Origin of the sequence: Bdellovibrio bacteriovorus, from assembly GCF_002208115.1 — a bacterium.
Lineage (GTDB): Bacteria > Bdellovibrionota > Bdellovibrionia > Bdellovibrionales > Bdellovibrionaceae > Bdellovibrio > Bdellovibrio bacteriovorus_C.
In genome coordinates this window covers 3,556,229-3,580,802 of record NZ_CP020946.1, presented here as the reverse complement: position 1 = coordinate 3,580,802, position 24,574 = coordinate 3,556,229, and the positions used below count along the sequence as shown (strand labels likewise).

Annotated in this window: 27 protein-coding genes and 1 tRNA gene; 15 read left to right on the top strand and 13 right to left on the bottom strand. The window is 49.8% G+C overall.

Annotated features, from left to right (window positions below):
• The first annotated feature begins 12 nt into the window (after window positions 1-12).
• From B9G79_RS17170 to B9G79_RS17155, 4 genes are all read left to right on the top strand, one after another.
• Window positions 13-1,542: a SpoVR family protein gene (locus B9G79_RS17170; protein ID WP_088566575.1), complete on the top strand. Its 1,530-nt coding sequence runs from the start codon at window positions 13-15 to the stop codon at window positions 1,540-1,542.
• 125 nt (window positions 1,543-1,667) lie between these two features.
• On the top strand, window positions 1,668-1,901 hold the full coding sequence (locus B9G79_RS18215; RefSeq protein ID WP_015089412.1) for a translation initiation factor: 234 nt from the start codon (window positions 1,668-1,670) through the stop codon (window positions 1,899-1,901).
• A gap of 96 nt (window positions 1,902-1,997) precedes the next feature.
• Window positions 1,998-2,675 carry a response regulator transcription factor gene (locus tag B9G79_RS17160; RefSeq protein WP_232468861.1) on the top strand — a complete coding sequence of 226 codons (678 nt, stop codon included), beginning with the start codon at window positions 1,998-2,000 and terminating at the stop codon, window positions 2,673-2,675.
• A 59-nt stretch (window positions 2,676-2,734) separates the two neighbouring features.
• Entirely contained in the window at window positions 2,735-3,547 is an 813-nt protein-coding gene (locus B9G79_RS17155) for a gamma-glutamyl-gamma-aminobutyrate hydrolase family protein (RefSeq protein ID WP_088566574.1), read from the top strand.
• A gap of 15 nt (window positions 3,548-3,562) precedes the next feature.
• On the opposite strand, the gene B9G79_RS17150 is transcribed toward B9G79_RS17155, so the two are convergent.
• Genes B9G79_RS17150 through B9G79_RS17135 form a run of 4 tightly spaced genes read right to left on the bottom strand, consistent with a single transcriptional unit; the run spans window position 3,563 to window position 7,934 of the window.
• Complete coding sequence (locus B9G79_RS17150; protein ID WP_088566573.1) at window positions 3,563-5,092, bottom strand: DEAD/DEAH box helicase; 1,530 nt, start codon at window positions 5,090-5,092, stop codon at window positions 3,563-3,565.
• Between the two features lie 50 nt (window positions 5,093-5,142).
• Complete coding sequence (gene tadA / locus B9G79_RS17145) at window positions 5,143-6,084, bottom strand: tRNA adenosine(34) deaminase TadA (RefSeq protein WP_088566572.1); 942 nt, start codon at window positions 6,082-6,084, stop codon at window positions 5,143-5,145.
• Window positions 6,084-6,836 carry a TerC family protein gene (locus tag B9G79_RS17140; protein ID WP_374035851.1) on the bottom strand — a complete coding sequence of 251 codons (753 nt, stop codon included), beginning with the start codon at window positions 6,834-6,836 and terminating at the stop codon, window positions 6,084-6,086. Before B9G79_RS17140 ends, tadA begins: the two co-directional genes overlap by 1 nt.
• A 39-nt stretch (window positions 6,837-6,875) precedes the next feature.
• Window positions 6,876-7,934, bottom strand: coding sequence for a hypothetical protein (locus B9G79_RS17135; protein WP_088566570.1), 1,059 nt, complete (start codon window positions 7,932-7,934; stop codon window positions 6,876-6,878).
• A gap of 178 nt (window positions 7,935-8,112) precedes the next feature.
• On the opposite strand from B9G79_RS17135, the gene rpsU reads away from it, so the two are divergent.
• The 8 genes from rpsU (at window position 8,113) to B9G79_RS17095 (ending at window position 14,105) form a co-directional block, all read left to right on the top strand.
• Window positions 8,113-8,307: a 30S ribosomal protein S21 gene (gene rpsU, locus B9G79_RS17130; RefSeq protein WP_374032987.1), complete on the top strand. Its 195-nt coding sequence runs from the start codon at window positions 8,113-8,115 to the stop codon at window positions 8,305-8,307.
• Between the two features lie 92 nt (window positions 8,308-8,399).
• Window positions 8,400-8,846 (top strand): GatB/YqeY domain-containing protein, encoded by a 447-nt coding sequence (locus B9G79_RS17125; protein ID WP_088566569.1) that lies wholly within the window; start codon window positions 8,400-8,402, stop codon window positions 8,844-8,846.
• Between the two features lie 14 nt (window positions 8,847-8,860).
• The gene (dnaG, locus tag B9G79_RS17120) at window positions 8,861-10,729 is read left to right on the top strand and encodes a DNA primase (RefSeq protein ID WP_088566568.1); all 1,869 of its coding nucleotides are present in this window, start codon (window positions 8,861-8,863) and stop codon (window positions 10,727-10,729) included.
• A gap of 14 nt (window positions 10,730-10,743) precedes the next feature.
• Window positions 10,744-12,573 (top strand): RNA polymerase sigma factor RpoD, encoded by a 1,830-nt coding sequence (gene rpoD, locus B9G79_RS17115; protein ID WP_088566567.1) that lies wholly within the window; start codon window positions 10,744-10,746, stop codon window positions 12,571-12,573.
• Between the two features lie 319 nt (window positions 12,574-12,892).
• On the top strand, window positions 12,893-13,090 hold the full coding sequence (locus tag B9G79_RS17110; RefSeq protein ID WP_332454875.1) for a type II toxin-antitoxin system HicA family toxin: 198 nt from the start codon (window positions 12,893-12,895) through the stop codon (window positions 13,088-13,090).
• Complete coding sequence (locus B9G79_RS17105) at window positions 13,090-13,518, top strand: type II toxin-antitoxin system HicB family antitoxin (RefSeq protein ID WP_088566566.1); 429 nt, start codon at window positions 13,090-13,092, stop codon at window positions 13,516-13,518. The genes B9G79_RS17110 and B9G79_RS17105 overlap by 1 nt, the downstream gene beginning before the upstream one ends.
• Before the next feature lie 68 nt (window positions 13,519-13,586).
• Window positions 13,587-13,663 (top strand) — tRNA-Met (locus B9G79_RS17100).
• A gap of 85 nt (window positions 13,664-13,748) precedes the next feature.
• Window positions 13,749-14,105, top strand: a complete 357-nt coding sequence (locus tag B9G79_RS17095) for a hypothetical protein (RefSeq protein WP_088566565.1) — start codon at window positions 13,749-13,751, stop codon at window positions 14,103-14,105.
• Window positions 14,106-14,138: 33 nt separating this feature from the next.
• On the opposite strand, the gene B9G79_RS17090 is transcribed toward B9G79_RS17095, so the two are convergent.
• Both B9G79_RS17090 and B9G79_RS17085 read right to left on the bottom strand, forming a co-directional pair.
• A complete protein-coding gene (locus B9G79_RS17090) occupies window positions 14,139-14,666 on the bottom strand; it encodes a hypothetical protein (RefSeq protein WP_088566564.1) in 528 nt (175 codons plus the stop codon).
• Window positions 14,667-14,840: 174 nt separating this feature from the next.
• Window positions 14,841-15,110 carry a hypothetical protein gene (locus B9G79_RS17085; RefSeq protein WP_232468859.1) on the bottom strand — a complete coding sequence of 90 codons (270 nt, stop codon included), beginning with the start codon at window positions 15,108-15,110 and terminating at the stop codon, window positions 14,841-14,843.
• 96 nt (window positions 15,111-15,206) lie between these two features.
• Here B9G79_RS17085 and B9G79_RS17080 point away from each other — a divergent pair, with 96 nt between their 5' ends.
• Window positions 15,207-15,974, top strand: coding sequence for a helix-turn-helix domain-containing protein (locus B9G79_RS17080; protein ID WP_232468857.1), 768 nt, complete (start codon window positions 15,207-15,209; stop codon window positions 15,972-15,974).
• 1 nt (window position 15,975) lies between these two features.
• Entirely contained in the window at window positions 15,976-16,707 is a 732-nt protein-coding gene (locus B9G79_RS17075) for a class I SAM-dependent methyltransferase (RefSeq protein ID WP_088566561.1), read from the top strand.
• Here the strand turns inward: B9G79_RS17075 and B9G79_RS17070 are convergent.
• Window positions 16,697-16,939, bottom strand: a complete 243-nt coding sequence (locus B9G79_RS17070; RefSeq protein WP_157678804.1) for an AbrB/MazE/SpoVT family DNA-binding domain-containing protein — start codon at window positions 16,937-16,939, stop codon at window positions 16,697-16,699. The two genes, B9G79_RS17075 and B9G79_RS17070, sit on opposite strands and share 11 nt — an antisense overlap.
• A 280-nt stretch (window positions 16,940-17,219) precedes the next feature.
• Here B9G79_RS17070 and B9G79_RS17065 point away from each other — a divergent pair, with 280 nt between their 5' ends.
• On the top strand, window positions 17,220-17,420 hold the full coding sequence (locus B9G79_RS17065) for a hypothetical protein (RefSeq protein WP_088566559.1): 201 nt from the start codon (window positions 17,220-17,222) through the stop codon (window positions 17,418-17,420).
• 68 nt (window positions 17,421-17,488) lie between these two features.
• Here the strand turns inward: B9G79_RS17065 and B9G79_RS17060 are convergent, their stop codons facing one another.
• The 6 genes from B9G79_RS17060 to B9G79_RS17035 form a co-directional block, all read right to left on the bottom strand.
• Window positions 17,489-17,971: a methylated-DNA--[protein]-cysteine S-methyltransferase gene (locus B9G79_RS17060; protein WP_232468855.1), complete on the bottom strand. Its 483-nt coding sequence runs from the start codon at window positions 17,969-17,971 to the stop codon at window positions 17,489-17,491.
• Window positions 17,968-19,407, bottom strand: coding sequence for an AlkA N-terminal domain-containing protein (locus B9G79_RS17055; RefSeq protein WP_088566558.1), 1,440 nt, complete (start codon window positions 19,405-19,407; stop codon window positions 17,968-17,970). Before B9G79_RS17055 ends, B9G79_RS17060 begins: the two co-directional genes overlap by 4 nt.
• Window positions 19,408-19,561: 154 nt before the next feature.
• Window positions 19,562-20,077 carry an outer membrane protein gene (locus tag B9G79_RS17050; protein ID WP_088566557.1) on the bottom strand — a complete coding sequence of 172 codons (516 nt, stop codon included), beginning with the start codon at window positions 20,075-20,077 and terminating at the stop codon, window positions 19,562-19,564.
• Between the two features lie 124 nt (window positions 20,078-20,201).
• Entirely contained in the window at window positions 20,202-20,435 is a 234-nt protein-coding gene (locus B9G79_RS17045; protein WP_088566556.1) for a CsbD family protein, read from the bottom strand.
• A gap of 194 nt (window positions 20,436-20,629) precedes the next feature.
• A complete protein-coding gene (locus tag B9G79_RS17040; protein WP_088566555.1) occupies window positions 20,630-22,195 on the bottom strand; it encodes an exonuclease domain-containing protein in 1,566 nt (521 codons plus the stop codon).
• Entirely contained in the window at window positions 22,186-24,564 is a 2,379-nt protein-coding gene (locus B9G79_RS17035) for an ATP-dependent DNA helicase (RefSeq protein WP_088566554.1), read from the bottom strand. Before B9G79_RS17035 ends, B9G79_RS17040 begins: the two co-directional genes overlap by 10 nt.
• Between the last annotated feature and the right edge of the window lie 10 nt (window positions 24,565-24,574).

Sequence of the window (24,574 nt, the reverse complement as noted above, 5' to 3'; positions counted from 1 at the left end):
CACGGAGTGATTATGGCTAATCTGACACCCGAACTTGAAGCCGAAAGAAAAAGAATCTGCCAGATCGCGAAAGACGCAGGCCTTGATTTCTTTGAGACGATCTTTGAGCTGATCACCTATGATCAAATCAACCAGTTCGCCGCTTACGGTGGATTCCCGGTGCGCTATCCGCACTGGAAGTTCGGGATGGAGTATGAGCACCTTTCCAAGAGCTATGAATACGGCCTTTCCAAAATCTATGAAATGGTGATCAACACCGACCCGTGCTATGCGTACCTGATGGAAGGTAACGCCATGATGGACCAGAAACTGGTGATGGCGCACGTGTACGGTCACTGTGATTTCTTTAAGAACAACATCTGGTTTTCCAAGACCAACCGCAAAATGATGGATCAGATGGCGAATCATGCCACGCGCATCCGCCGCTACATGGACCGTCATGGTCAGGATGTGGTGGAAAACTTCATCGACGTGTGTTTGTCTCTGGAAAACCTGATCGACCGTTACAGCCCTTATGTGGAAAAGTCTGTGGTAAAGCCGCAGAATCCGCCACCGGCGCAGGAACCAAACTATCTGCTGCGCGTGGATCGTTCCTACATGCGGGACTATATCAATCCGCCTTCTTTTGTTGAAGAGCAGCGACAGAAAGCGGAAGCCGAGGCGCAGGCCAAAGCTCAGCGCTTCCCGGCGGAACCTGAAAAAGACGTTCTTAATTTCTTCATTCACTATGCGCCGCTGACGGACTGGCAGCAGGATGTGCTTTCGATCATCCGGGATGAGGCTTATTACTTCTCGCCTCAGGGTATGACGAAAACCATGAATGAAGGCTGGGCGTCTTACTGGCACTCGAAACTGATGACGACCAAGATTCTGAATGACTCTGAAATCATCGACTTTGCCGATCACCATGCCGGCACGATGGCGATGGCTCCAAACGGGTATAATCCGTACAAGGTCGGCATCGAACTGATGCGCGATATTGAGGAGCGCTGGAACAAGGGTCAGTTCGGTCGTGAATGGGAAGAATGCGATGACGTGCGTGAGCGCAAGCACTGGGACAGGAAGTTGGGCCTGGGTCGCGACAAGATCTTCGAGGTCAGAAAAGTCTGCAATGACGTGACGTTCATTGATCAGTTCCTGACGGAAGACTTCTGTGTGCGCAACAAAATGTTTGTGTACAAGTTCAATAAGAAAACCCAGAAGTTCGAGGTCGACACCAAGGACTTCAAGGCGATCAAAGCCCAATTGCTGTTCCATATGACGAACTTCGGTCAGCCGATCATTCGCATTGAGGACGCAAACTTTGAAAACCGCGGGGAGCTGCTTTTGACCCATCTGCATGAAGGCATCGACATGCAGCCGGATTTCATGAGCGAAACCCTGAAAAACGTTTTCAAGCTTTGGAAACGCCCGGTGAATATCGCGACCGTGATGGATGAAACTCCGCAGCTTTTTAGATTCGATGGAAAAGAGTATACTCAGCACAAGTTGGGTGAAGAGCCCAGCCCTAATCCATCCAATCAAGAGAGCTCAGGTTCGTGAAAAATACTCGCTTAGTTTTTAGTACTGATCCCCGTGACAACGTAACATGTCCGAATTGTAAGGAATTAAAATCCGAATGCCGCTGTCGTCCTGAGGACACGGTGCAGGAGGGCCAGTTCACCGTTGTGTTCCGCCTGGAAAAAGGGGGACGGGGTGGAAAGACGGTCACGGTTCTTGATGGATTCCCTCGTAATGAAGAGTACTTAAAGACTTTGGCCAAAGAATTCAAAGCCAAATGTGGCGTCGGTGGAACCCACATCCTGGGCGACAAAGCCGGGATGATCGAAATCCAGGGTGACAAAAGAGACCAATTGAAGAAGATTCTGGAAGCGAAGAAGATCAAGTTTAAAGGCATGTAAAACTGGACCCTGTGCAGCTTGCACTTTACATTTGTTGGGCTCATGCTTTTAAATATGAATATGTTTACGACTTCCACTCCTTTAAGGGGAACGGACTTGGCTGCAAAAAAAATCGTGATTGTAGATGACTATGAAGAAAGCTGTAAGCTCCTGGCAGAGATTCTCAGCTCCACGTATGAGTGTTCTTACACTTCAGACAGCACCTCGGCGTTTCGCCTGATCAATGAAAAGCGTCCGGATCTGATCCTTTTGGATTATAAAATGCCGGGTGTGATGGGTGTGGATGTGTGTCGTATGGTTCGTGAAAGCGATTCCACGAAAAATACACCGATCATCTTCGTGTCCGGTGCGGCGACGATTGATGAAAGAATCAAGGCGTTTGAAACCGGCGCGGATGATTTCATTTCCAAGCCTTTCCATGTGAAAGAGCTGATTTTGCGAATCAAAGCTCGCCTTTCTGAAAAAGAGCCGGAAGCGGCTTCAGAACTGAATGCGGCGAATTTGAAGATGAACCTTCTTTCCCGTCAGGTGTTTGTCGATGGTGAAGAAGTGAATCTGACACCAAAGCAGTTTGATATTCTGAAGCTTCTGGTGGCGGGGAAAAACAACCTGGTCACGCGTGAAAAATGTCTTTCAGAAATTTGGGGCGACACCGAAGTGACGTCCCGAAATGTGGATTCACAGATCAACTATCTGAAACGTAAAATTCATAAATTCAACGGCCGCATCGTGGCGGTTCCTTCGTTGGGCTATCGCCTGGAAGCTCAGGAATAGTTCCCCGAAATTTCACAAAGAGGCTTGCACCAGGGGTTTTATGGGTCCACACTTAATGTATGGACGCAGCAAAACCCTTGCTGATTGGTCTTTCTCCTCGTCTGCTTTATAAAACGCCGGACGGCTTTGAGATCAAAAGCAAATCAATCCAGTACCTTGAGCAGAATCTGGCACACCTGATCGCCAAACACGGCGGCCTGGTCTTTATGGTTCCGTCTTTAGAATCATCCGGCCTGCTGGAAAAAGACGATCTGAATGTTCACCAGTACGCAGAAATTCTGGATGGTTTGGTCCTTCAGGGCGGGGTTGATATCTGTCCGATCCTGTATGGTGAAGAACCCATTGAAGTCATGGCCAATCACAAGACCGATCCGATTCGTGATCGCTATGAACTGAAATTGCTGAAGGCCTTCGCCACCCGCAATAAGCCGGTGTTAGGCATCTGTCGTGGCTTTCAGTTGATGAATGTCTTTAAGGGCGGAACCTTATTCCAGGATCTGCCAACCCAGCTTCCCAGCAATCTGGCGCACTTTAAGTCTGAGCTTTATGAAAAGCTCACGCACCGGGTGGAAATCACTCCGGGCGGAATGCTTCAGCAGATGTACACGGCGGGCGGAGAGATTGTTTCGATCCATCATCAGGGCGTGAAAAAACTGGGGAATGGGCTGCGAGTCGAAGCGACCTCTGAAGACGGTCTGGTGGAGGCGTTTAGTTCCACTCAAGACGGCTTCTTTGTGGGTGTTCAGTGGCACCCGGAGTTTCATATCGACGAGGAAGAAAGATTCCTGTCGTCAGAGCCTTTGGTGAAGAAGTTTCTGGAGGCCTGTAAGGGCCCCCTGGTGAAACCTTCGGAAAATATTCTGGGTCTTTGACTTAAAAACTAAAACTTAGTCTTTGTTGCGCAGACGGCTCCAGAAGCTGCGCTTCTTTGGTGCGTGCTCGCTTTTACCAGCAGACTTGCCTTCACTTTTGTGAGCGGGTTTGTGAGCCGGTTTTGCGTGCGCAGGTTTTGAGTGAGCTTTGTGAGAAGCTGCTCCTTCAGATTTGTGCTCGGACTTCGCGTGCGGTTTGCCGCCGCCGTGAGCTGGCTTGTTGCCGCCATGAGCAGGTTTCCCACCACCGGCTTTCTTTCCGCCACCCTGGCCGCCTTGAGGCGCACCACCACCTTGACGACGTTGGCCGCCGCCACGGTTTTTAGCCTTATTCTGCAGGCGCTGGCCTTCTAGGATGGCTTTGGCTTTACCAACAGTCATCACCGGAGCATTGGCAATTTCAGTGGAATGGAACGGATGATCTTCGATGACGTTAACCTTGGTGCGAGTGGTTTTTTCAATCGCATAAAGGAAGGATCTTTCTTCAGCCGTGCAGAAAGAAATCGAAACACCGGTAGCGCCTGCGCGTGCCGTTCTGCCGATGCGGTGAACATAAGATTCTGGAATGTGCGGAAGTTCCAGGTTGATCACGTGAGTGATACCGTCGATGTCAATGCCACGGGCTGCGATGTCGGTTGCCACCAGCACACGCACATCACCGTTCTTGAATTCCTCCAGCGCACGCTGACGCTGGTTCTGGGATTTGTCACCGTGAATTCCGGCAGCAGGGATGCCTGCTTTTGTCAGGCGGTCCACGACGCGATTGGCGCCGTACTTCATCTGCACGAACACCAGCACCTTGGAGAGCGCTTCATCTTTCAGGACATGCAACAGCAAATCAAGCTTCTGAGGCTTGTCGACGTACATCACATGCTGCTCAACTTTCTCAGCAGTTGAAGACACCGGAGTCACTTCCACTTTCTTCGGATTCACCAGAATACGGTTGGCCAGAGTTTGAATTTCGTGCGGCATAGTCGCCGAGAAGAACAGGTTGTGACGTTTTTGCGGAAGCAGAGGCAGGATTTTTTTAATGTCCTGCATGAAACCCATGTCCAGCATGCGGTCGGCTTCGTCCAGCACGAAGATTTCCACGCGATCCAGTTTCAGATGCTTTTGTCCGTGCAGATCCATCAGACGACCCGGCGTTGCCACCAGAATGTCCACGCCACCCTGAAGGGCGCGCACCTGCGGGTTTTGTCCCACACCGCCGAAGATCACGGCGTGTTTCATGTTCAGGTGTTTGCTGTAAGCCTCGATGTTTTCGTGAATCTGAATGGCCAGCTCGCGGGTCGGAGTCAGAATCAGACAGCGCGGGGATTTTGGTTCGATCTTGCGCGTGTGTTTGGAAAGGTTCTGCAGAATCGGCAAAGAAAACGCTGCGGTTTTTCCGGTGCCGGTCTGGGCGATGCCCAGCAGATCGTGCCCTTCAAGAATAACAGGGATCGCTGCCAACTGAATTGGGGTTGGAGTTTCGTATCCTGCTTCTTTAAGTGAAAATTGAAGAGGGGCAATCAAAGGAAGGTCAGTAAATTTAGTCGTCGTCATGTGACGGAACTTCTACAGGTCAGGGAGAGGTCTGTAAACCTCTATCTTTCCTAAGGTTTTTTGGCAGTTCTGGCTGCTTGCTTTTGGGCGGTTTTGAGTAGTTTTTGCACGGCCCAGAGGATGTCTTTGCTGTAGCCAAACACTTTGGCGGCGTCTTTGGCTGGCAGCCAGTCCACACCCTTGTGATAAGAGGCATCTTCAATTTTGCCTGGCGGGACCCATTCTTGATCCAAAACTCCGACGTAAAACACCGTCCGGCAGGCGTGTACTTTGCCGTCCCAAGGAAAGTCATAGACGCGTTCAAAGGCGGAATCTTCCAGGATGCGGATCTTGTAGCCGGTTTCTTCCAGACACTCGCGTGCCGCAGTGGCAGCAGCCGTTTCGCCTGCTTCAACCGCTCCACCGGGAAGGAAGAAATAAGGAATTTGGGCTGTGGGATCCACTGCATGGAAACCCAGGACTTTACCTTCGTGCAAAACCACGACGCTGGCGCGATCGCGGAATACCTTCTGGGCTTTTTCGGATTTCTTTTCGTCGCGGCGGCCTTTGAAAAAATCCTGCAAAAGCTCGCTGCATTGGTGTTCAAGAATGCCAGAGCTGACTTCGACCTGATGATTCAGGCGCGGGTCTTTCAGGACATGATAAAGGCTTTCCACCGCGCCGGCTTTGGCGTCTTTGGCGCCATAAACCACGCGGGAGATGCGCGATTGCTGAATGGCGCCGGCACACATCACACAAGGTTCCAGGGTCACATACAACGTACAATCACTTAAACGCCAACTGCCGCGCTTTTGCGAGGCTTTGTGTAAAGCCAAAAGCTCGGCGTGTCCCAAGGGGGACTGCTGACGTTCGCGGGTGTTGATCGCATAAGAGATCATCCCTTCCGGTCCCACAACGATGGCGGCCACAGGCACTTCTTCACGCTCGGCCGCTTTTCGGGCCAGCGCCAGGGCTTTGCGCATCCATTTTTCGTCGTGGGAAGGGTGGCTCACTATTTTGTTTCCTCGGCGATTCTTTCACGCAGTTTCACAGGCTCTGCCGGTTTCTTTCTGCGCATGCGGATGTTCAGCATTTCAACGCCGACCGAGAACGCCATTGCGAAGTAAACATAACCTTTTGGAATGTGAACTTCCAAAGCTTCCACGATCAAAGTGAAGCCGATCATCAGCAGGAAACTCAACGCCAGAATTTTCAGGGATGGATGAGAATCCACAAAGTTGCTGATGGATTTTGCCGACACGATCATCACGGCCGCTGACAGTACTACCGCCGCGATCATCACGGAAATCTCATTCACCATACCAACTGCGGTGATAACGGAATCCAGAGAGAAAACGATGTCCAAAAGCAGGATTTGCACGATCACTGCATTAAAGGAATGCGCCACCGGGTTGGACTGGGAGCCTTCCACGCCCTCAAGTTTGTGATTGATCTCCATGGTGGATTTCACAATCAGGAACAGACCCCCCAGAAGCAGAATCAAATCACGGCCGGAGATTTCCTGGCCGAAGACTGTAAACAGCGGTGCCGTCAGACCGATGATCCAGGACAAAGAGAACAGCAGAATCACGCGTGTGATCACGGCAAGGCTTAGACCGGCGATGCGGGCTTTGTCCTGTTGTTCCTTCGGAAGTTTACCGGCAAGGATTGAGATAAAGATAACGTTGTCGATGCCCAGAACCAGTTCAAGGGCAAACAAAGTAAAGAAGGCGATCCAGATTTGCGGATTCGCTAGCATTTCCATCATAAAGGGGAACTCCTGTTGTTGTTCCCCCAATTTAGACTATTTCAAAGGTGTTGGGTATTTCAGATCGCGGTTCAGGAAATCCTGCATCCAGATTTTTTTGATTCCCAGGCCGTCCCACTTCTTCTTAAGGTCATAGGACGCAAACGGAGTTTGAATCTGATATTCAAAATCCTCATGCTGGGCCATCACATGGAAGGTCAGGCTTTCGGCAAAGTCTTCCCAGGGGCTGACCGCCGCATAGGTGCTGATAAAGTCTGTGGGCGCCAGCTGGCGATAGAAGTCTTCCATGTCGGCCACACTCAGCTGTTCTTTGCAGTCATAAAAGCAGAGCTTTGACCACAGTGGAAACGTCTGGAGGTCCTTGGGTTTCATGGGCGACTGCCAGCTAAGAGCGGTCCAGGAATTTGGCGCGGGGATCATTTTTAAAAAATCATCCGGGTTGTTGACCGGAGCGCAGGCTTCCCCGGCCGGACAGATAAAGTCATTGGCTTTGTTGGAAAAATCCAGAATGTGTCCGATTTCATGAACGATCACATAGTGCAAAGCCGACAGGGAATTCGGCAGTACAATGCTGGATCGTGGGCCTTCCGGCAGATGCACAAACGGCGGCGGTGTCAGTCCAAAAGCCTTTTGTTCCTTCCACCCGATCACGGAAGTGGCGTCGTAGTTTTGCTCAAGCAAAGCTCTGCGAAGTCCCATGAAAGAACCCTGCGGCTGGCTGTTGGAGTCCCAGGCAAGAACGCCGGCATAGCCCAAAACCTCGGTGTCGTTTTCGATAAAGATCACCTTCATAGTGCAAAAGGTCTGTTGAAGCTTTGCGGGGATCACATCATAGATACGTTCCAACGCCGGAGCCATGGCTTCACTGCCGGGTTGGCAGCGACGGGATTCTTTTGGATCCTGAATCGGATTCACAATGCAGGCGATTTCTTTCAGGCGCGCGCGGCAGTCTGTGGGTGTTGCTTCCTGTGACCAAGAGCTCTTTGCCTTGGAAAAGCGCAGTTCATCGGGCTTAAGGACATAGAACGCTTCCCAGGCATAGGCTTGGTTGGTTCCGACGAACAACAGTGATATCAGATAGATAAGTGCTTTCATAGGGTCCCCTCTGTTGCATTTGTCCCATCCGATTTTGGCCTGTTCAATAAAAAAGCACCGACTTGAGAATAATATACCGCGTCAGGACCCCAGAACTTGCCCCTTTTGTGCTGCTTTGTTATACACTCTTTCTCTCAAATTCTTATTCCACATCGAAAGGAAGGTGATTGTCGTGGCAATGGTAAAGATCAAAGACGGTGAGTCTTTTGAATCTGCGTTCAGAAAATTCAAAAAGTCCTGCGAAAAAGCGGGTATTCTTTCTGAAGTTAAAAAACGCGAACACTTTGAAAAACCTTCTGTAAGACTTAAAAAGAAGTCTATCTCTGCTCGTAAACGCGCAGTGAAAAAATCCAGAAAAGGTTGGAACGACTAGTTCCCTTTTTGAAAGATTGTTTTTTCAAGAGGCGACCACTGGTCGCCTCTGTTTTATGACCGAATCCTCTCGTAAGTCCTTTTGGAGGCACTATGGAAATCAGAGACAAAATCTCCGCTGACGTTAAAGCTGCCATGATCGCAAAAGAATCCGCAAAATTGGGAGCTCTTCGCATGCTCCAGGCTGCGATCAAAAACCGTGAAATCGACATGAGACCGGATCCAATCACTTCTGATGAAGTGATGAACGTGATCAAAAAGCTGGTTAAGCAGCGCAAAGAATCCATCGAACAATTCCAGACAGCAGGTCGTACAGATCTTGTTGATCAGGAAACCGCGGAACTGAAAGTACTGGAAGTTTATCTGCCAGCACAGATGAGCCGTGAACAAATCGAAGCTCTTGTTACCGAAGTAATTGCAGCATTGGGTGCTAAATCCGTGAAGGACATGGGTCCTGTGATGAAAGAAGTCATCGCGAAATCCGGCGGCGCCGCAGACAACAAAGTAGTGAGCGAAGTTATTAAATCCAAGCTTTCCTAATTTGTTGGAGATACATGCGATTTTCACAAGACTTTATCGAGAAGGTGCAAGAGGCCAACAACCTCGTTGACATCATCTCTCAGTACACTCAGTTGAAACCTAGTGGTAGCGGCCTTATGGGCCGCTGTCCGTTTCCTGATCACGCTGAAAAAACGGCGTCTTTCTCCGTTTCCGAAACCAAACAGGTCTATCACTGTTTCGGTTGTCACAAGAGTGGCAACCTGTTTTCGTTTTTGCGCGACTATCAGGGGATGAGTTTCCCTGAGGCGGTGGAATATCTTGCCGGACGTGCCAGCATCCCGATGCCGGCTCCGGATAAGGAAGATGCCCAGCGCGATCAGGCCAGTGACAAAAAGAAGTTGTTGTTAAAAGTAAACAAGCTCGCGGCTGATTATTTTTCAGAGCAACTTAAGCGTGTTCCACACGACCACCCGGTGAAGAAATACATCGCCAGCCGGGGCCTGTCCCAGGAAGTGATTGAAGCTTTCGGAGTGGGTTATGCCGTGCCTGAATGGGACGGTCTGGAACGATACCTGCTTAGCAAAAATGTGCCGATGGCGCTGGCGGAAGAAGCCCGTCTGGTGAAGGCCCGCAACAACAAGTCCGGACACTTTGATATTTTCCGTGACCGTTTGATGTTCCCGATTCTTTCCGCGATGGGAGAGCCCATTGCCTTCGGGGGCCGTTATTTAGAGAAAAAAGAAAATGAGCCCAAGTACCTGAACTCTCCAGAGACCCCGGTCTTTGTGAAGGGGAAGGTGTTGTACGGATTGTCCCAGACAGCCCGTTACATCCGCAGCGACGATCTGGCCCTTATAGTAGAGGGGTATATGGATCTGGTGTCCCTGTACCAGGCCGGCATTCGCAATGTCGTGGCGACGATGGGGACCGCGCTGACGCCGGACCACGGGAAAATGCTTAAGCGCATGACCAAAAACGTGGTGGCCCTGTTTGACGGGGACAATGCCGGGATGGAAGCTGCTGAACGCAGTTTGCCGATCCTGTTGGCGGCGGATCTGTATCCGAAGGGGCTGACGCTGCCAAACGGTATGGACCCGGATGATTATGTGAAGAAATACGGATCGGAAGCTCTGAAAATCGAGCTGGATCGCGCTCCGGACCTGTTTGTGATGATTTTGGCCCGTTGGATGGAAGGTTATCGCGGTGACGCCTCGGAAAAGGTGAAGCTGGCGGATAAGTTAAAACCTCTGTTTGAGTCCATCCCGGATCTGCGTTTAAGAGACCTGTATTTAGCAGAGGCGGCCCAGAAAATGAACGTAGGGCTTCCTTGGTTGCGTCAGGCTGTGGGAATACAGGGCAGCGGCCCTGTAAATTCACAAAATCGCCCGGCAATGACTAGGACGGTGCAGCCAAACCCGAATATGGGCTCGGCTAACCAGAAACCCCCGCAAGACGTGTCCTCTGGTGTAGAGGGAGGCAAAATCAGTCTGCAGGGTGCCTCTAAAGCAGAGCTGATGCTGTTGGGATTGGTACTCAAAAGTCGTGCCAATTTCGATCAATTTGTGAATGAAAATCTGCTCGAGAGCGTGGCCCATGAGGGAGTGAAAAAGATCCTCGAAAAAGCCACGGATGTGTATAGACAAGATCTCAGTAAATTTGATAAATTGACCAGTCTGCTTGTCTCTTACGTCGATCAGCCTGAATATTTATTCCAAGTGAGCCCAGCGAATGAGGGCGACCCAGGGTACGACGAAGAGGCAGAAATGAAACTCCTGCGCGATTGCTTTAAGCGCGTAAAAGAAAATTTCCTGCGCGAACAAGCAAAGCGCTTAGCACGTGATCTTAAAAACGAACCTAGTTCGGATAAGTTGGAACAGATTATGAATATTCAGAGAAACCGAATCTCTCTGAATAAAGGGTAAAAGGCGGGGTATTGATGAAACCGAACCTACCAAACAAACAAGAGAAAGAGCCTGTGAAGGTTCTTTCTTTGCAGGAACAGGAAGCTCTGATTAAAGAAGAAATCCAGAGATTCCTGAAGCTTGCAAAGGAGAAGGGTGCACTCACGATCGAAGAGATCAATGAGCTCCTTCCCCCTGAAATTATCGCTCCATCCGTGCTGGACTCGTTCATGCAGGGCCTTGAGGCCGGTGGTGTAGTAATTTCAGACTTGTCTGAAAGTTCGAAAGCTGAGGAAGGCGAAGGCTCCTTCCTTGAAAACGTCGATTCTGAAGACGAAGAAGTTGATGAAGAAGAATTGGCCGAAAGTGAAGACGTCAAGGGTAACGACCCTGTTCGCCTTTACCTGCGCAAAATGGGAAGTGTTTCCCTGCTGACCCGTGAAGGGGAAGTGGAAATTGCCCGTCGTATTGAAAAAGGGGAGCGCGAGATCGTTCGTGCGATCCTTTTGTCCCCTCTGGGTACCTACGAGATCATCCAGCTTGGTAAGCGCCTTGATGAAGGCCGTATCAAAGTTAAATCGATCTTCCGTGGCCTTGAGGACGAGGACACTCAGTACGATGAAAAGGAATACATCGATAAAATTCACGAGTTGATCGGCAAGGTCACTGAATATCAGAAAGCGGCGGAAAAGCTGTTTGCGACCCTTCGTAAAGAAGAGACAAACACTCCGGCTCGTCAGGCTGCCATGAAAGAGCTTGTTGTCATGAATGACAAGCTGATGGCGAACTTCGAGTCTGTGAACTTCAACCGTAAGACCATCAACCGCGTTGTGATCAAGTTCAAAAACCTGGTGAACCGTATCGGAACTCTTCGTCGTCGTATCAAAGACGGTGTGGAGCGTACATTCTCCAAAGACGTTGCAGCTATGGCTGAACGTATGAAACTGATTGATGCGAACGAAAAAGAACTGACCCGCATGACCCGCGATACTGGTTTGAACTATCAAAAGTTCAAATCCTACGTATTGCAGGCTCAGGAAGCGGAAAAGCGTATCAGCCGTTTGGATTCAGAAACTGAAATGAATCACAACTGGGTGAAAGAAACCTACACGGCCATCTGGAAAGGTGAGCGTGAAGCTGATGCCGCTAAATCCGAGTTGGTTGAAGCCAATCTTCGTCTGGTTGTATCCATCGCGAAGAAGTACACCAACCGTGGTCTGCAATTCCTGGATCTGATCCAGGAAGGTAACATCGGTTTGATGAAAGCCGTTGATAAGTTCGAATACCGTCGTGGTTACAAATTCTCGACTTATGCGACTTGGTGGATCCGTCAGGCGATCACTCGTGCTATTGCCGATCAGGCGCGCACGATCCGTATCCCTGTGCACATGATCGAAACCATCAACAAACTTGTTCGTACATCCCGTTACCTGATCCAGGAACTTGGCCGTGAGCCGACCCCGGAAGAGATCGCGGATAAAATGGACATGCCAGTTGATAAGGTTCGTAAAGTTCTGAAAATCGCGAAAGAACCTATCTCTTTGGAAACTCCAGTGGGTGAAGAGGAAGATTCACACCTGGGCGACTTTATCGAGGACAAAAAGGTTATCAATCCTGCAGAAGCGATTGTGAACCTGAACCTTGCTGAACAAACCCGCCGTGTGCTGTCGACTTTGACTCCAAGAGAAGAAAAAGTCCTGCGTATGCGTTTCGGTATCGGGGAAGAGTCAGATCATACTTTGGAAGAAGTGGGTCAGGACTTCAACGTAACCCGTGAGCGTATCCGTCAGATCGAGGCGAAAGCTCTAAGAAAGCTTCGTCATCCTTCTCGCAGCAACAAACTTAAGGCCTTCGTCGACAGCTAGGCTGTTGACGGTCTTTAAGCGGGAAAACAAAAGGGCCATCTAGGCTCCTTTCTCCGCGACACGCCATCCGGGCTCTATCGGCTTGGAATACCGCCATCCAGGCGGGGCCGAAGGTCGCTGCGAAAGAATCCTAGATGGCCCTTTTTTTTCTAGGACCTTATTTTTTATTACTCCGAAGTTATCCATGTTTGAGAGTCGGACGACGTATTTCCCGGCTTTTCCCTTCATTATAGCAGAAATGAGGCCTGTTCTTGCATTGGTCCTGGCTCTATATGAGACAAGATCTTTGCTGTTTATTTGACCACTTAAAAGTGGTATTATGGAGTCCACGGGGGCGGTTATGCCTCTGAGTGGAAAAGATATGCTCAAGCTTTTTGAAAAGGACGGATGGACTGTTTTGCGCCAACGAGGCAGTCATGTTGTCGTCGGAAAGGGTTCCGAGCGGGAAACGATTCCAATGCATAAGGAGCTCAAGCGGGGTCTTGAGCAAAAGCTTCTTAAAAGGGTGGCGAAGTAATGAAATATCATTTCCGAATTCACGGCAGTTCAAAAAAAGGCTTCTGGGCTGAGGGGGTTGAGCTTCAAGGTTGTCAGTCGCAGGGGGATACCCTAGAGGAGCTTTATTGCAATTTGCAGGAGGCTTTGGATCTTTATCTGTCTGAGCCGGAGGATTCGCAGATGCTTTTCCCTGAGCCGCAGAAGAACCTTAATGGTAAAGATTTTGTTGCCGTGGTGGTTTCCCCGACCGTGGCTGTGGCGTGCAAAATCCGCTCGATCCGGCTAAAGAGAAATCTGACCCAGCGTCAGATGTGTGATGCGCTTGGAATTACGCACTTGTCAGCTTATCAGCGTCTTGAAGACCCGGAGCGTGCCAATCCGGAGCTGAAGACCTTGGCAAAATTAAAATCAGCGTTTCCCGAGCTGAAGCTGGATGAAGTTATTTAAGACCCCTAATGCACTGTGGTTTTGCCAAGCCTTTTTTAGTTTGATAGGCTCTCTTCATTCCAGATCGTGGGGGGCTAGCTTAGTTGGTTAAAGCACGGTGCTCATAACACTGGGATCGGGGGTTCAAGTCCCTCGCCCCCTACCATTTTTGCGAAGCAAAAATCCTCTAATCTCCAATTTCCAATATCTCTGCCGGGTTGCCAGTGTTAAAAATGTAAATGGGGGTACTGATGAAATTCCTAACTATGTTTTCTGTATTGATTCTTGGCGGCGCTGCGCAGGCGATGACGGCAAAGGTTGTGAATTCAACGGATGTGCGTTTTATGGCGGACTTGATTCTGACTCGTGCAAGTGGCGGAGCCCCGCTGAGTGTTGTGGATGACAAGATCCTTGCACCGGGTGAGGCCTTCGAGAAAAACTACGGAGTGTTGGACACCAATGAGCTTGTCCTAAGATACGAAATCATCTCCACCGACAATAAACCCATCTGTCTGGGCAAGGTGGACGTGACGTCCAAAAGCAACTTTAAGCTTGTCGTCGATGGCCACCCTGGGATGGCTCCTGTGGATTGCAAAGTCTCCCAATAAGGGTGTCGCAGCAACTCAAGACCCGCAGAACTTTTATTGCGCTACGAACTCAATAGGCTGCGGGTTCCAGATAACGTTTCCTTCGGAATCCAGGTCATAGCCATAACGAAATTTGAGTGTGCCTGTCTGAATAAGGCTTGCAGGTGTGCAGGGCCCCAGTGGCAATTTGATCTCTTGGCCCATCGTCAGGGTTAGTATCTGTCCGTTGTCTTTCATGCATGCGGATGGATTGCTGTCATTGTAAGGAATGATGACGTGAGAGTTTCTATTGCCGTACTTGCCTGTGCCGTGCAGATAAGCGCAGCCTGTGGCGGTGGTCGCCGGTTTTAAAATATCAATGCCGGAAGCAGTCAGTGCCCAGCCTAAATCCCGAACATTCAGATCCCGCGTTTGCTTTTGGATTTGTTGTTTGGTGGATTTCATCTTCCAGCGAGTGCCTTCACAAGTCCACTGTGTCCAGTTTGTAAAGGTCACTCCCTGCAGTCTGTAGGTGCCGCCGGGAATTTCTCCGGCAAAGGAAAAGAGGGGCATCAAAAAAATCAGTACTGAAAGAAGCTTCATGAAGACTCCCTGTCGACAAGGTTACTTTCATCCATGAGCTTAATTAGCGGCAAAGTGATGTCTATAATAAAACAGTGCGAAAGAACGACTTTTTTATCAGAGCCAACGAAGTCGGCCCCGATGACCAGAAAATGCAGGTAATTACGGGGCCCACTCACTTTGGGCCCCACTTTTTTAGCAGCCGGGCATGCAGCCTTTGATGGTTTCGGCTTGGCTGTTGTTTTGGCAGTTTTGTTTCTGCTGCGGGTATGGATTGGCTTTTGGACGTGGGTTGGTTCTGCCGCCATAGCATTTCGCCACACACTCGTTGTGGTTGCTGTAATAGTCGTCGATGCAACCCTGATAGCACCAGTAAGAAACGTTCTCTGCAGGAGGAAGATAGGCTGCTGAAGCGGCGACACTGAAAAGGATCATGATTGTTGTTTGAATAAGTACTTTGATCACTTGATAACTCCTTGTTGGAATTAGAAATGTCAAAGTAAGATACCTTTATCAAATATGTTTAAATCAGTATCTTTTAGTGATACGAAAGCAGTAATTATGGATCAAATCAACCAACACACTGATGCCAAAAAGCTGCTTAAAAGCCTTCAACAGGTTTTAAAGTCCAAGAAGATCACTTATGCGGATCTGGCGCTTCGGATGGAAGTGTCTGAAGTCACCGTGAAAAGACTTTTCTCAACCCAGAACTGCAACCTGCAAACGGTCTTTAGGATTTGTGACCTTGTGGGGATTTCATTCTTTGATCTGGCGGCACTCGCGAATCAGGACAAAGAAGTCGACTATGTTCTTTCGGAAGATCAGGAAAAGTTTTTTGCCGCGAATCCGGCGATGTTTGGAATCTTCAGATCACTTCATCGCGGAGTCAGTCCCGATAAGCTGGCCGAAGTCTGGAAGCTTTCAAGTCAGAAGATGTTCAAAGTCCTTCGTAAAATCGAACAATTTGGATTGTTGGAAGTTCTTCCTGAAAATCAGGTTCGCATCAAGGCTGTTGGCAATATTCGCTTTCAACACAAAGGCCCCCTGGCCCGTGCGATTTTGCGCCCGCAGATTATGCAGTTTTTGGATCACGTTGATGTGGTTCTAAAGAACAAAGACGTGTGCATGCATTCGGCAGAAGTGGAGTTATCCAAAACCAGCATCACCGAGCTGGTGGAAGAGATTCACGCGCTGGGGGCGAAGTACCGCGCCCGGGCCTTGCGCGACAAGAATCTTTTGTCAGCGGATCAGCTTCAGTCGGTGCGCTGGCTGTATGCGTTTGCACCGTTTGAAACCAACTGGCAGCAGTACCCACTTGAGGTGAAATAGCATGGCTCAGAATATTTATGACAATCCCAAATTCTTTGAAGGCTACACCCAGTTGCCAAGACAGATTCACGGTTTGGAAGGGGCGCCTGAATGGCCGGCTTTGCAGTCGATGCTTATTCCGGTTTCTGATAAACGTGTTGTCGATCTGGGGTGCGGTTTTGGCTGGGTGTCGCGCTGGATGCGAGATAATGGTGCTAAGTCCGTTTTGGGTTTGGATTTATCTGAAAAGATGATTGAACGTGCTCGTAAAGACACAAAAGACACACTGATTGAATATCGTATTGCCGATCTGGATCAGTTGACGCTTCCCCCAGAGTCTTTTGATATTGCATTTAGCTCTTTGACCTTTCACTACGTCCGGGATTTTGAACGTTTGGTAAAAACGATTCATCATTCGCTCAGCAAGGGTGGTCAGTTTGTTTTCAGTATCGAGCATCCGGTGTATATGGCGGCGGCTCACCCTCACTGGATCATGGATGAAGAGGGGCGCAAGACCTGGCCGGTGAATGGGTATTCTGTCGAAGGGGAGCGCAAAACGGATTGGTTTATTGATGGCGTGATCAAGTATCACCGCACGATGGCCACCACGATCAACACGCTTATTTCCTGCGGGTTTGAGATTCTTCAGGTGAAAGAGTTTGCTCCTTCAGCAGAGCAGATTGCAAAGACTCCAGCACTTTTGGAAGAGCTGGAGCGGCCCATGATGCTCTTGGTGTCAGCGGCTAAACGCTGACCTCGGGATCTTTTGGTTTTTCGGCTTCAGCAGTCCACTCCAGCAAAGACAGTTCGGATGTTTTTGTCCAATCAACTTGTTTGCGGTTGATGATACGGATATTCACTTCGTCACCATTCACAGTCCACAACAGGGTGTCGCCTTTGGCGATGCCTAAAGCCTGACGAACACGCGCCGGGATTGTGGTTTGGTTTTTACGGGACGCTTTTGAAGTTGCACCTGATTTGCTCATTGATGTTCTCCGTCCCTTCATTTTAGGGGGCGGGGCTGGTGGTTGTCGCCAATAGTCTTGTTCCAAGCTTGCAAAACAATCCGTTGGTCCGTTTCTGAGGTGTCCATTTGCCCCCGAAAACGCGATTTTGAAAATAAAAAGGTCTTTATTTTGGAGTGCAACCCTATGGAACTGCGGGGGAATTCCGCTCTAAAAAAGAATTAATCCTGTTTTAATTGGGACTTAAGAACCTCTTGGTATTCTTGTTTTCAAGAACTCAGTAACCAAATGGAGGTTCACAATGAGATTCGCAGTTATCGCAATGTCTATGATCTTGTCCGGTTCCTTTGCTTTCGCTGAAGGTGTGCCAGCGGCCTCTTCCACCAACGAACATCAAGGCATCCAAAAAACGGTCGCGAAGGTAGAAAAGAAAGGCAAAAAGCACGGCAAGGAAAAAGACAAGAAAACTGAAGATCAGGCAGAAGGAGCTGTAACCAAGTAAGCCCTCCCGTTGTTGTACAAGAGGACCTTCCTGGGTCCTCTTGTTTTAGAACTATTCAGATTCCAATCTTAGCAAAGCTTCTTTGCGTTCCAAGCCCCCAGAATACCCGCCCAGGCCCCAGAATACCCGCCCAGGCCCCCGCCTGCGGCAATCACTCGATGGCAGGGCACAATGATGCAAATCGGATTCTTTCCATTGGCTGTTCCCACCGCGCGAACCGCTTTTTCTTTTTTTATCCGGCGGGCGATGTCGGTGTAAGACACGGTCTTGCCATAAGGAATTTTTTTAAGCTGCCGCCAGACCGACTCTTGAAACTCTGTCCCGACAACATCCAGCGGGACATCGAAATCCTGGCGCTGGCCTTTAAAATATTCGGTAAGTTCGGTTTCAGTTTGCTTAAGAATTTTAACGGCACCGTCTTTCCCGGTAAGGGAAGGGGCCAACGGAATCCCCGTGGTCTTTTCCCAATACAGGGACTGCAGGCCTTTTTCAGAGGCGACCATGTACAGATCCCCTAACGGGGAACTCATTTTCCATTGAAGCAGATTCATTTTTTCCTCCGGGTTTTCTTCAAGACGTGGGAATACTCCCGCCACAACAAGGCGGCGACATAGCCGCGCCACGGGCTGAAATTTTCAAACTTGGTCTTGGGGTGTTCAGCCATCGCACGAGCAATAATCAAATCGGTGGCAGGGAAGGCATCGGTGTGACGAAGAGCCTTCAGTGCCATGTAGCTGGCTGTCCACGGACCAATCCCGGGAATGCCCAGGATCTTTTCCACGAAACTATCCACATCTTGGGTAGGCTCCAGCGAAAGTTCACCTTTGACCAGGGCCTTGGAAAGGGCCACCAGAGTCTCTTTTCGGCGGGTGGTGGTTTTTAAATTTTTCAGATCAGCTTTAATCACCTGCGCAGGAGTCGGGAACAGCCGCACCGATTTTCCATCGCGCAAAAATCCTGAGTCGCTGCCGGCAAGTTCGATCAAATCATTCACCAGCGCCCGGCCCCGCTCCACACTCACGACCTGACCCAAAATGGCGGCGACGACCACTTCAAACGGATCCCAGGACGAAGGCAGCCGGATGCCCGGATGTTTTTTCAGCAAGGCCTTCATGTCTTTGTCGGTCTCTAGCGTATTGGCAACAACAACCGGGTCTGAATCCAGATCCATCAGGCTGCGCACGCGGGATATGATGGCATGCAAGGCCGTTGTGTCGGGGAAGTTGATCTGCAGCTTTATGCACGATTCATCAGGCAGATCGCTCAAGGTGATCTGTCCCACTTTGCCGTTCACCTCAACGATTCTGTGCATGACGCCTTCTTCAAACCACTCTAGCTGTCCCACGGCGTGGGATCGATAAAAGTGCAGCAAACCGTTAAAATCAAAAGGCGGGCGATAGGAAAGACGAATGGTCAAAGTGGAATCATCTTTCACAGGTTTTCGACGGATTTCTGAAGGGCTTTTTTTGAAGCGCTCTTTAAACGCATCGTTGAATCTGCGAATCGAATTAAAGCCGGCCGCAAAGGCGACGTCAGTGATAGGCAGCGCGGTTTCGGTGATCAGTTGTCTTGCCAGATTCAGGCGATTTTCGAAAGACAATTGCTTCGGGGTTTTTCCGACGTCTTCGATAAAAAGCCGGCGCAAATGACGGGCGCTGACCCCAAACAGTTCTGCAAATTCATCTTCGTTGAATTCCAGGGTTTCAATTTTATCAATCATCTTGATCGCACGGCGAACCAAGGCTGATTTCCCGATCCAGGCCGGGGACTGAGGCGCACTTTCTGGACGGCAGCGCAGGCAGGGACGATAGCCCGCCTTTTCAGCGGCCAAGTGATTCGAAAAGAACTCGACGTTTTCACGTTTGGGTTTCGCAGGACAGATCGGACGGCAATAGATACCCGTGGTTTTGACTCCGACAAAAAACTTGCCGTCAAAACGGGGATCCCGGGCCAGCATGGCATTATAAAATACATCGTCCTTTTTCATGAAGTCAGTATAGCGCGGTTTTCAGACTGACTATAGCCATTTTCGGACATAGTCGGTTTAGGGGCTTTATAAACGAAAAGGGCTCTGGGTCGTGGCCCCAGAGCCCTTTCAAGTCGAGCTTTGGCAATCAATAAGTCAGGTTCTGAATCATCAACTAGAAGTTGTATGAAAGCACGGCATTCGCAAAGTTATAGTGGTCTGCGGTTTTGTCGCTGAACCAGTTATAGATCGTCAGGTACTCGAAACCCACACCCCAATTTGCGTTGATAGTGTAGGTCGCTCCTAAATTAAGTGTTGGTCCAAACAGTGTTTCATCGTCTCCGGAACTCTGGATCTGATCCATATTGGTCACCGCCACCCCTGGAGAGATGTAAAGATCCAGGTCATTCTGGTCGTACAGGTGAGACGCCACAAAGGCGCCCAGCGTGGTGCTTTCGGGTTTGTTCGCATCCGAGTTTTTCGTGGAATGCATGAGCATAGCGCCCAACCCGAAAGTGCCAGTACGGCGCTCGTACTCAACGCCAAAGTTTACCGCGGCTTGAGTGGAGCCCATCAAGAGCTTTACGTTATTTGTTCCGTTTTTTATATCTTCAGCCGTCTGGGCCTGCGCCAGAGTGGAAATACCTGTGGCGATCAATAGACCGGTGAATAGAATCATCAGATGTTTCATGGTGCTTCTCCTTGTTGTGATTTCTGATTGTGAGTTTACGGGAGAGGAGTCGGGGCCCCTCTGAAAGAATGCAGGAAACAGAGGGACCCCTAGGATGCGTCATGGAGGTGACACAAGCCGTTTGTTAAGAAACTTTGTGGAAACGAGTCGGTGGATGCTCGTATTTTTTAAGCAGCGAAGTCAGTTTTTCTTTTACTTCTACTTCATGCAGTTCGCATTTCTGCTGAACCAAACCATAGATGGCTTTGATGCTTCCGCGTGTGCTTTCGATTTCTTCAGCGGTCAGTTCATTCCAAGCTGCACGCAGCTCGGCTTTCAAACTCTTCCAATTTTCTTTTGAGATTTGTTTGTTCATCATTCTTCAACCCCTTGGTTTCTGTTGAATGACTAATGCAGGATCGGCTCCAACCGTGAGCACAGCTTAATTTCGTTCTGAGGGAAATGGCGGCAAATTTCGGGGCAAAAGTCCCCTTTTGTGAGGAGAAATTCCGACCTGTTTATAGCTCGTCTTTGAAATCATGTCCTATTTTGCAACAGAATCGGACTCGAAGTTCAATATTTCCGCTGGACTGACACTTGGCCATTTTTGCTGCGCACGCGTTCGAGTTCGGTCAGCAGAACGGCCATGCGGTCGTAGGTGTCCACCGAATGCCCGCTCCAGGTGCTGCGTGTTTGGGGTGTGGGCTCTGGGGTGGGGTGTCCGCCACGCAAATGCAGTTGGAATTTTTTGCCTTTGGCGCTGAGGGAATATTCAATGTCGCAGTTTAAAAGTTTGGTCATGCGACGGGCGCGCAGGTAAGCGTGCGCCGCACGTTTAAAGTGACGTTCAAATTTGTCGGCAATGTCTTCGGCAGTCAGTTCAATTTCGATTTCTTCGCCGGTATCGTCATCGCAGTCCGCAGCTTCGGCCTCGATTTCGGCTTCATCGAGTTCTTCTTCGTCCGGAGCATTTTTCACAAAGATCAAGCCTTGTGCGAAAATAGACCTTAAGGACTTAAACACATCCGGGCTTTTTCCCAGACGTTCGCAGAAAAGAGCAAAACCGGATTTCAGAAGTTCTGCATCCAAAGGTTCAAAGAACATTTCGGGATTAAATGTCTGGTCTTCCGATTTCAGGGATTCGTTCAGCTTCAGAATCGAATCAAAGACCAAAGCATTCGAGAAAGGCCCGATGCTGTGTTCGTCATCTTGTTCCGGACTCATTGATGTAAAGTCACGGCTAAAGAATACCAAACCACGCTCGCCAGCTTTTAGGCTGATGTTGTAGCGAGGGTTGTATTTTTTGATTTCGTCGGTCTCAAGCAAAGCGGATTCCAGCGGCGTCCGGCACTCTGTCACGATCAGATCATAGGCCTGTGTCAGCATCTCAAGTTTGAAAGAGTCACGGCCCTTTTGCCCGCGGAAGTAACTGTTCACCCGGTCATGCAGGGACGTGGCTTTGCCGACGTAAAGGATTTCACCCCATTGCGAAACATAGCGGTAAACTCCCGGCACCTTGGGAAGGTTCAGGCGTTTTTCCTTGGCCATTGGGTATTCATATTTGGTGCGCTTTTTGGGAGCCTCCGTGGATAGCCAGGTCTGCATATCCACGAAGGTCAATATTCCTTTGCCTTCCAGTTCTTTCACCAAGTGCTGCCAGATTATTCTCGTGGCTTCCACATGGCTTGCCCCCCGCTTAAATTCCCCGGATGCATGACCGAAATATCCTGCCAGTCCCTTGATCCCGCGTGCGGGCAGGTTGGGAAAAAGTCGTTTGGCGATTTCATGGGTGCAGATGATGGGGAATTCGCTGCGCTCGAAGGTTTCAAAAGCAGCCTTCAGAAAAGGTCTTTCAAACTGGGCAAAGTGAATCACCGCCGGTCGATCTTGAATATCCACGTACAGACGCTCAAAAATTTCAGACAGTGGTGTCGCACTTTCAAGTTCTTCAGCAGCGATCCCGGTCAGGGACAAAATGCGACGAGGCACCGGGCGGTCTTCGGCTTGTGCCGAAAGCACGCTGTGAACTTCGTCTTTGTCGGACAATGACCAAGCCACTTCCAGAATATCAGCAGCGCCGGGTTTAGCCCCCGTGGTTTGTAAATCCAAAAAGAAAACCGGAAGATCTTTTAAGAGCATGGCGCTTCACTGTTCTTCCAGAAAGTTTCAAGATCAGAAAGGATCTTTTGTGATACCAGCTCGCGCGGACTTTCCTTGAACCATCCTTGTGGCATGGCTTCGGCGTAAACCGGATTCAAGAAACGCGAATCCATCAGAATGATCACACCCTTGTCGGTTTCAGACCTGATCACCCGGCCTGCCGACTGAATGGCTTTGGCCATGGCCGGATACACATAAGTGTAGTTAAAGCCGTTTTCTTTGCCATAGCGTCCGTCAAAGTAGGTGCGAATCTGTTCGCGCTCAAAATCAAAGCTTGGTAACGCCGGGCCAATGACAAAGGCTCCGATCAGCATGTCACCCGGGAAATCAACGCCTTCTGAAAACACACCGCCTTGCACACCTAACAACAAGATAGGCTCGTTGGCGGCTTTCATTTCTTCCAGATAAATCTGCACATCCAGTTGTTTCATGTCGCGCTCTTGGCGAAGCACACGCAGGTGCGGGACTTGAAGCTGTTTTTCCACTTGCGCCAGAAACTCAAAACTTGGGAACAGGGCAATGTAATTGCCTGCTTTCACGCGGGTGACCCGGGAAATAACCTCGGCCACTTTGCCCGAGCTGACCACGCGGTCGCTGAGCTTGGTGGAAATCTGCGGGATGATCATCAACTGACGGTTCTCGGGTTTAAAAGGCGACTGGAATTCCAAGGTCTTGGATTTTTCCAGATCAAACCCCAAAAGCTCCTGATAGTAGGTGAAAGGCTTCAGGGTGGCAGAAAATGCCACGACATTCTTGAACTGCTTATAGGCAATTTTCAGTTGCTCCGAGGCATCACAGCAGGTGACCTTCAACATTTCCGTGAAGCGGCTGTTTTGATAAGTCGTGAAAAACTCCGGACCGCTGTATTCAAGGGCCGCGATAAAGTCACTCCACAGATTCATCAGGCGCAGCATCGGGTCACGGGTGATGATTTCGGTTTCGCTTTCAAGGTATTCTGTGGTCAGGGCGCGAATCGCGCGTTCATGATCCAGGAAAGGTTCAATATCGATATCCACTTTGCGGGAACCGCCCTCTTCGCCATATTCCTGGATAAGCGACTTGGCTTTGCGGATCAAAGATCCGGCCTGCAATGAAAAGGTCGCGGGAAGCTTGGTGAAGTCACCTTCCAGAATATCCAGTTCCTGCACACTCAATGACGGCGAGAAATAGTCCTGCGCCCGGCTTGGAAGATTGTGGGCTTCATCAATCACCAGATTCGGTTTTTCACCCGCTTCAAGTAAGGGCTCAGAAAGACGGCCCAGCAGACTTCGTGGGGCAAAGGCATAGTTGTAATCACCAATCACCACGTCGGCGCGCTCGATGGCTTCGACAGAAAGTTCAAACGGGCAGACCTCGAATTCTTTGCCCATTTCGACAAGTTTTTCCTGAGTCAGTTTGCGCTTCTTGGAAAGTTTGTTTACCAGATCATGCTCGGCAAGTTTGGTGTAGTATTCACGCGCAAATTCACAGTAACCCGGATTGCACAGGGTTTCGGCCTTAAGGCACATTTTGCTTTTTGCTGTCAGGGTCAAAGAACGGATCTTGCTGCCTTGTTCCTGCAGCTTTTCAACCGCTTCTTCTGCGACAATATGCTGCGAGTTCTTGGGTGTCACGTACACGGTTTTTTGCCCGCGGGACAAAGAGTCCTTCAGATTCGGATAAAGCACACCCACGGTTTTTCCCAAGCCCGTCGGGGCCTGGACCAGCAAAGGATGTTCATCAGCCACTTGGGCTTCGATGCTTTCAATCAGCTCCCGCTGGCCCGGACGCGGGGTCGCAAAGGGGAAAGACATTTCCTCCGCCATTTTCTGGCGGGCTTTGAAAAGCTTTTCTTTGACCTTGGTTTCTTCAACCAGTTCCTCCAGGCGCAAAGCCAGCCACAATTCATAATGGGCGATGTCCAGCTCTACACGCAGGTCCATGGATTTGAAATTGCGGGATGAAACCAGATGCAGATTCAAAAACGGAATGCGCCCGGTTTCCTTGTAGTGGAAGTATCCATAGGTGCGCAGTTGCCAGATGTAAGGATGGTTGTCATCCGAACGCAGCTTGCGCCAAAGTTCTTCGACATCAAAAGCCGTTTTGATTTCTTCGATCTGCACCGGATTTTCAGTGATGCCGTCGGCACGTCCGGAAACATGGAATTCATAAGGCCCGGCCTCAAAGACCCAGCTCATTTTCTTTTCCGGAGTATAGTCATCAAATTCACGCTGACGGCGGCGCTGAATGGCCACGTGGATTTCCTGCCCGCTCATCGGAGGGGCGCCATAGCCGGAATGCAGCTCGATGCTTCCGCGTCGAGGGCAGGGCAGGGCAAATTGTCGGACATCCAAGGATACTTTTCTCACCCTCTTAAAT

What these genes read in the sequence shown, in the direction of transcription:
- B9G79_RS17135 (WP_088566570.1), bottom strand. Translation starts at nt 7,934, where the DNA reads ATGAAAGCACTTATCTATCTGATATCACTGTTGTTCGTCGGAACCAAC.
- B9G79_RS17150 (WP_088566573.1), bottom strand. Translation starts at nt 5,092, where the DNA reads ATGACGACGACTAAATTTACTGACCTTCCTTTGATTGCCCCTCTTCAA.
- B9G79_RS17045 (WP_088566556.1), bottom strand. Translation starts at nt 20,435, where the DNA reads ATGATGAACAAACAAATCTCAAAAGAAAATTGGAAGAGTTTGAAAGCC.
- B9G79_RS17055 (WP_088566558.1), bottom strand. Translation starts at nt 19,407, where the DNA reads ATGAAAAAGGACGATGTATTTTATAATGCCATGCTGGCCCGGGATCCC.
- B9G79_RS17040 (WP_088566555.1), bottom strand. Translation starts at nt 22,195, where the DNA reads ATGCTCTTAAAAGATCTTCCGGTTTTCTTTTTGGATTTACAAACCACG.
- B9G79_RS17105 (WP_088566566.1), top strand. Translation starts at nt 13,090, where the DNA reads ATGAAATATCATTTCCGAATTCACGGCAGTTCAAAAAAAGGCTTCTGG.
- B9G79_RS17075 (WP_088566561.1), top strand. Translation starts at nt 15,976, where the DNA reads ATGGCTCAGAATATTTATGACAATCCCAAATTCTTTGAAGGCTACACC.
- B9G79_RS17090 (WP_088566564.1), bottom strand. Translation starts at nt 14,666, where the DNA reads ATGAAGCTTCTTTCAGTACTGATTTTTTTGATGCCCCTCTTTTCCTTT.
- B9G79_RS17080 (WP_232468857.1), top strand. Translation starts at nt 15,207, where the DNA reads ATGGATCAAATCAACCAACACACTGATGCCAAAAAGCTGCTTAAAAGC.
- B9G79_RS17065 (WP_088566559.1), top strand. Translation starts at nt 17,220, where the DNA reads ATGAGATTCGCAGTTATCGCAATGTCTATGATCTTGTCCGGTTCCTTT.
- B9G79_RS17070 (WP_157678804.1), bottom strand. Translation starts at nt 16,939, where the DNA reads ATGAGCAAATCAGGTGCAACTTCAAAAGCGTCCCGTAAAAACCAAACC.
- B9G79_RS17110 (WP_332454875.1), top strand. Translation starts at nt 12,893, where the DNA reads ATGGAGTCCACGGGGGCGGTTATGCCTCTGAGTGGAAAAGATATGCTC.
- B9G79_RS17155 (WP_088566574.1), top strand. Translation starts at nt 2,735, where the DNA reads ATGGACGCAGCAAAACCCTTGCTGATTGGTCTTTCTCCTCGTCTGCTT.
- B9G79_RS17140 (WP_374035851.1), bottom strand. Translation starts at nt 6,836, where the DNA reads ATGGAAATGCTAGCGAATCCGCAAATCTGGATCGCCTTCTTTACTTTG.
- B9G79_RS17050 (WP_088566557.1), bottom strand. Translation starts at nt 20,077, where the DNA reads ATGAAACATCTGATGATTCTATTCACCGGTCTATTGATCGCCACAGGT.
- rpoD (WP_088566567.1), top strand. Translation starts at nt 10,744, where the DNA reads ATGAAACCGAACCTACCAAACAAACAAGAGAAAGAGCCTGTGAAGGTT.
- B9G79_RS17060 (WP_232468855.1), bottom strand. Translation starts at nt 17,971, where the DNA reads ATGAATCTGCTTCAATGGAAAATGAGTTCCCCGTTAGGGGATCTGTAC.
- B9G79_RS17170 (WP_088566575.1), top strand. Translation starts at nt 13, where the DNA reads ATGGCTAATCTGACACCCGAACTTGAAGCCGAAAGAAAAAGAATCTGC.
- B9G79_RS17095 (WP_088566565.1), top strand. Translation starts at nt 13,749, where the DNA reads ATGAAATTCCTAACTATGTTTTCTGTATTGATTCTTGGCGGCGCTGCG.
- rpsU (WP_374032987.1), top strand. Translation starts at nt 8,113, where the DNA reads ATGGTAAAGATCAAAGACGGTGAGTCTTTTGAATCTGCGTTCAGAAAA.
- B9G79_RS17125 (WP_088566569.1), top strand. Translation starts at nt 8,400, where the DNA reads ATGGAAATCAGAGACAAAATCTCCGCTGACGTTAAAGCTGCCATGATC.
- dnaG (WP_088566568.1), top strand. Translation starts at nt 8,861, where the DNA reads ATGCGATTTTCACAAGACTTTATCGAGAAGGTGCAAGAGGCCAACAAC.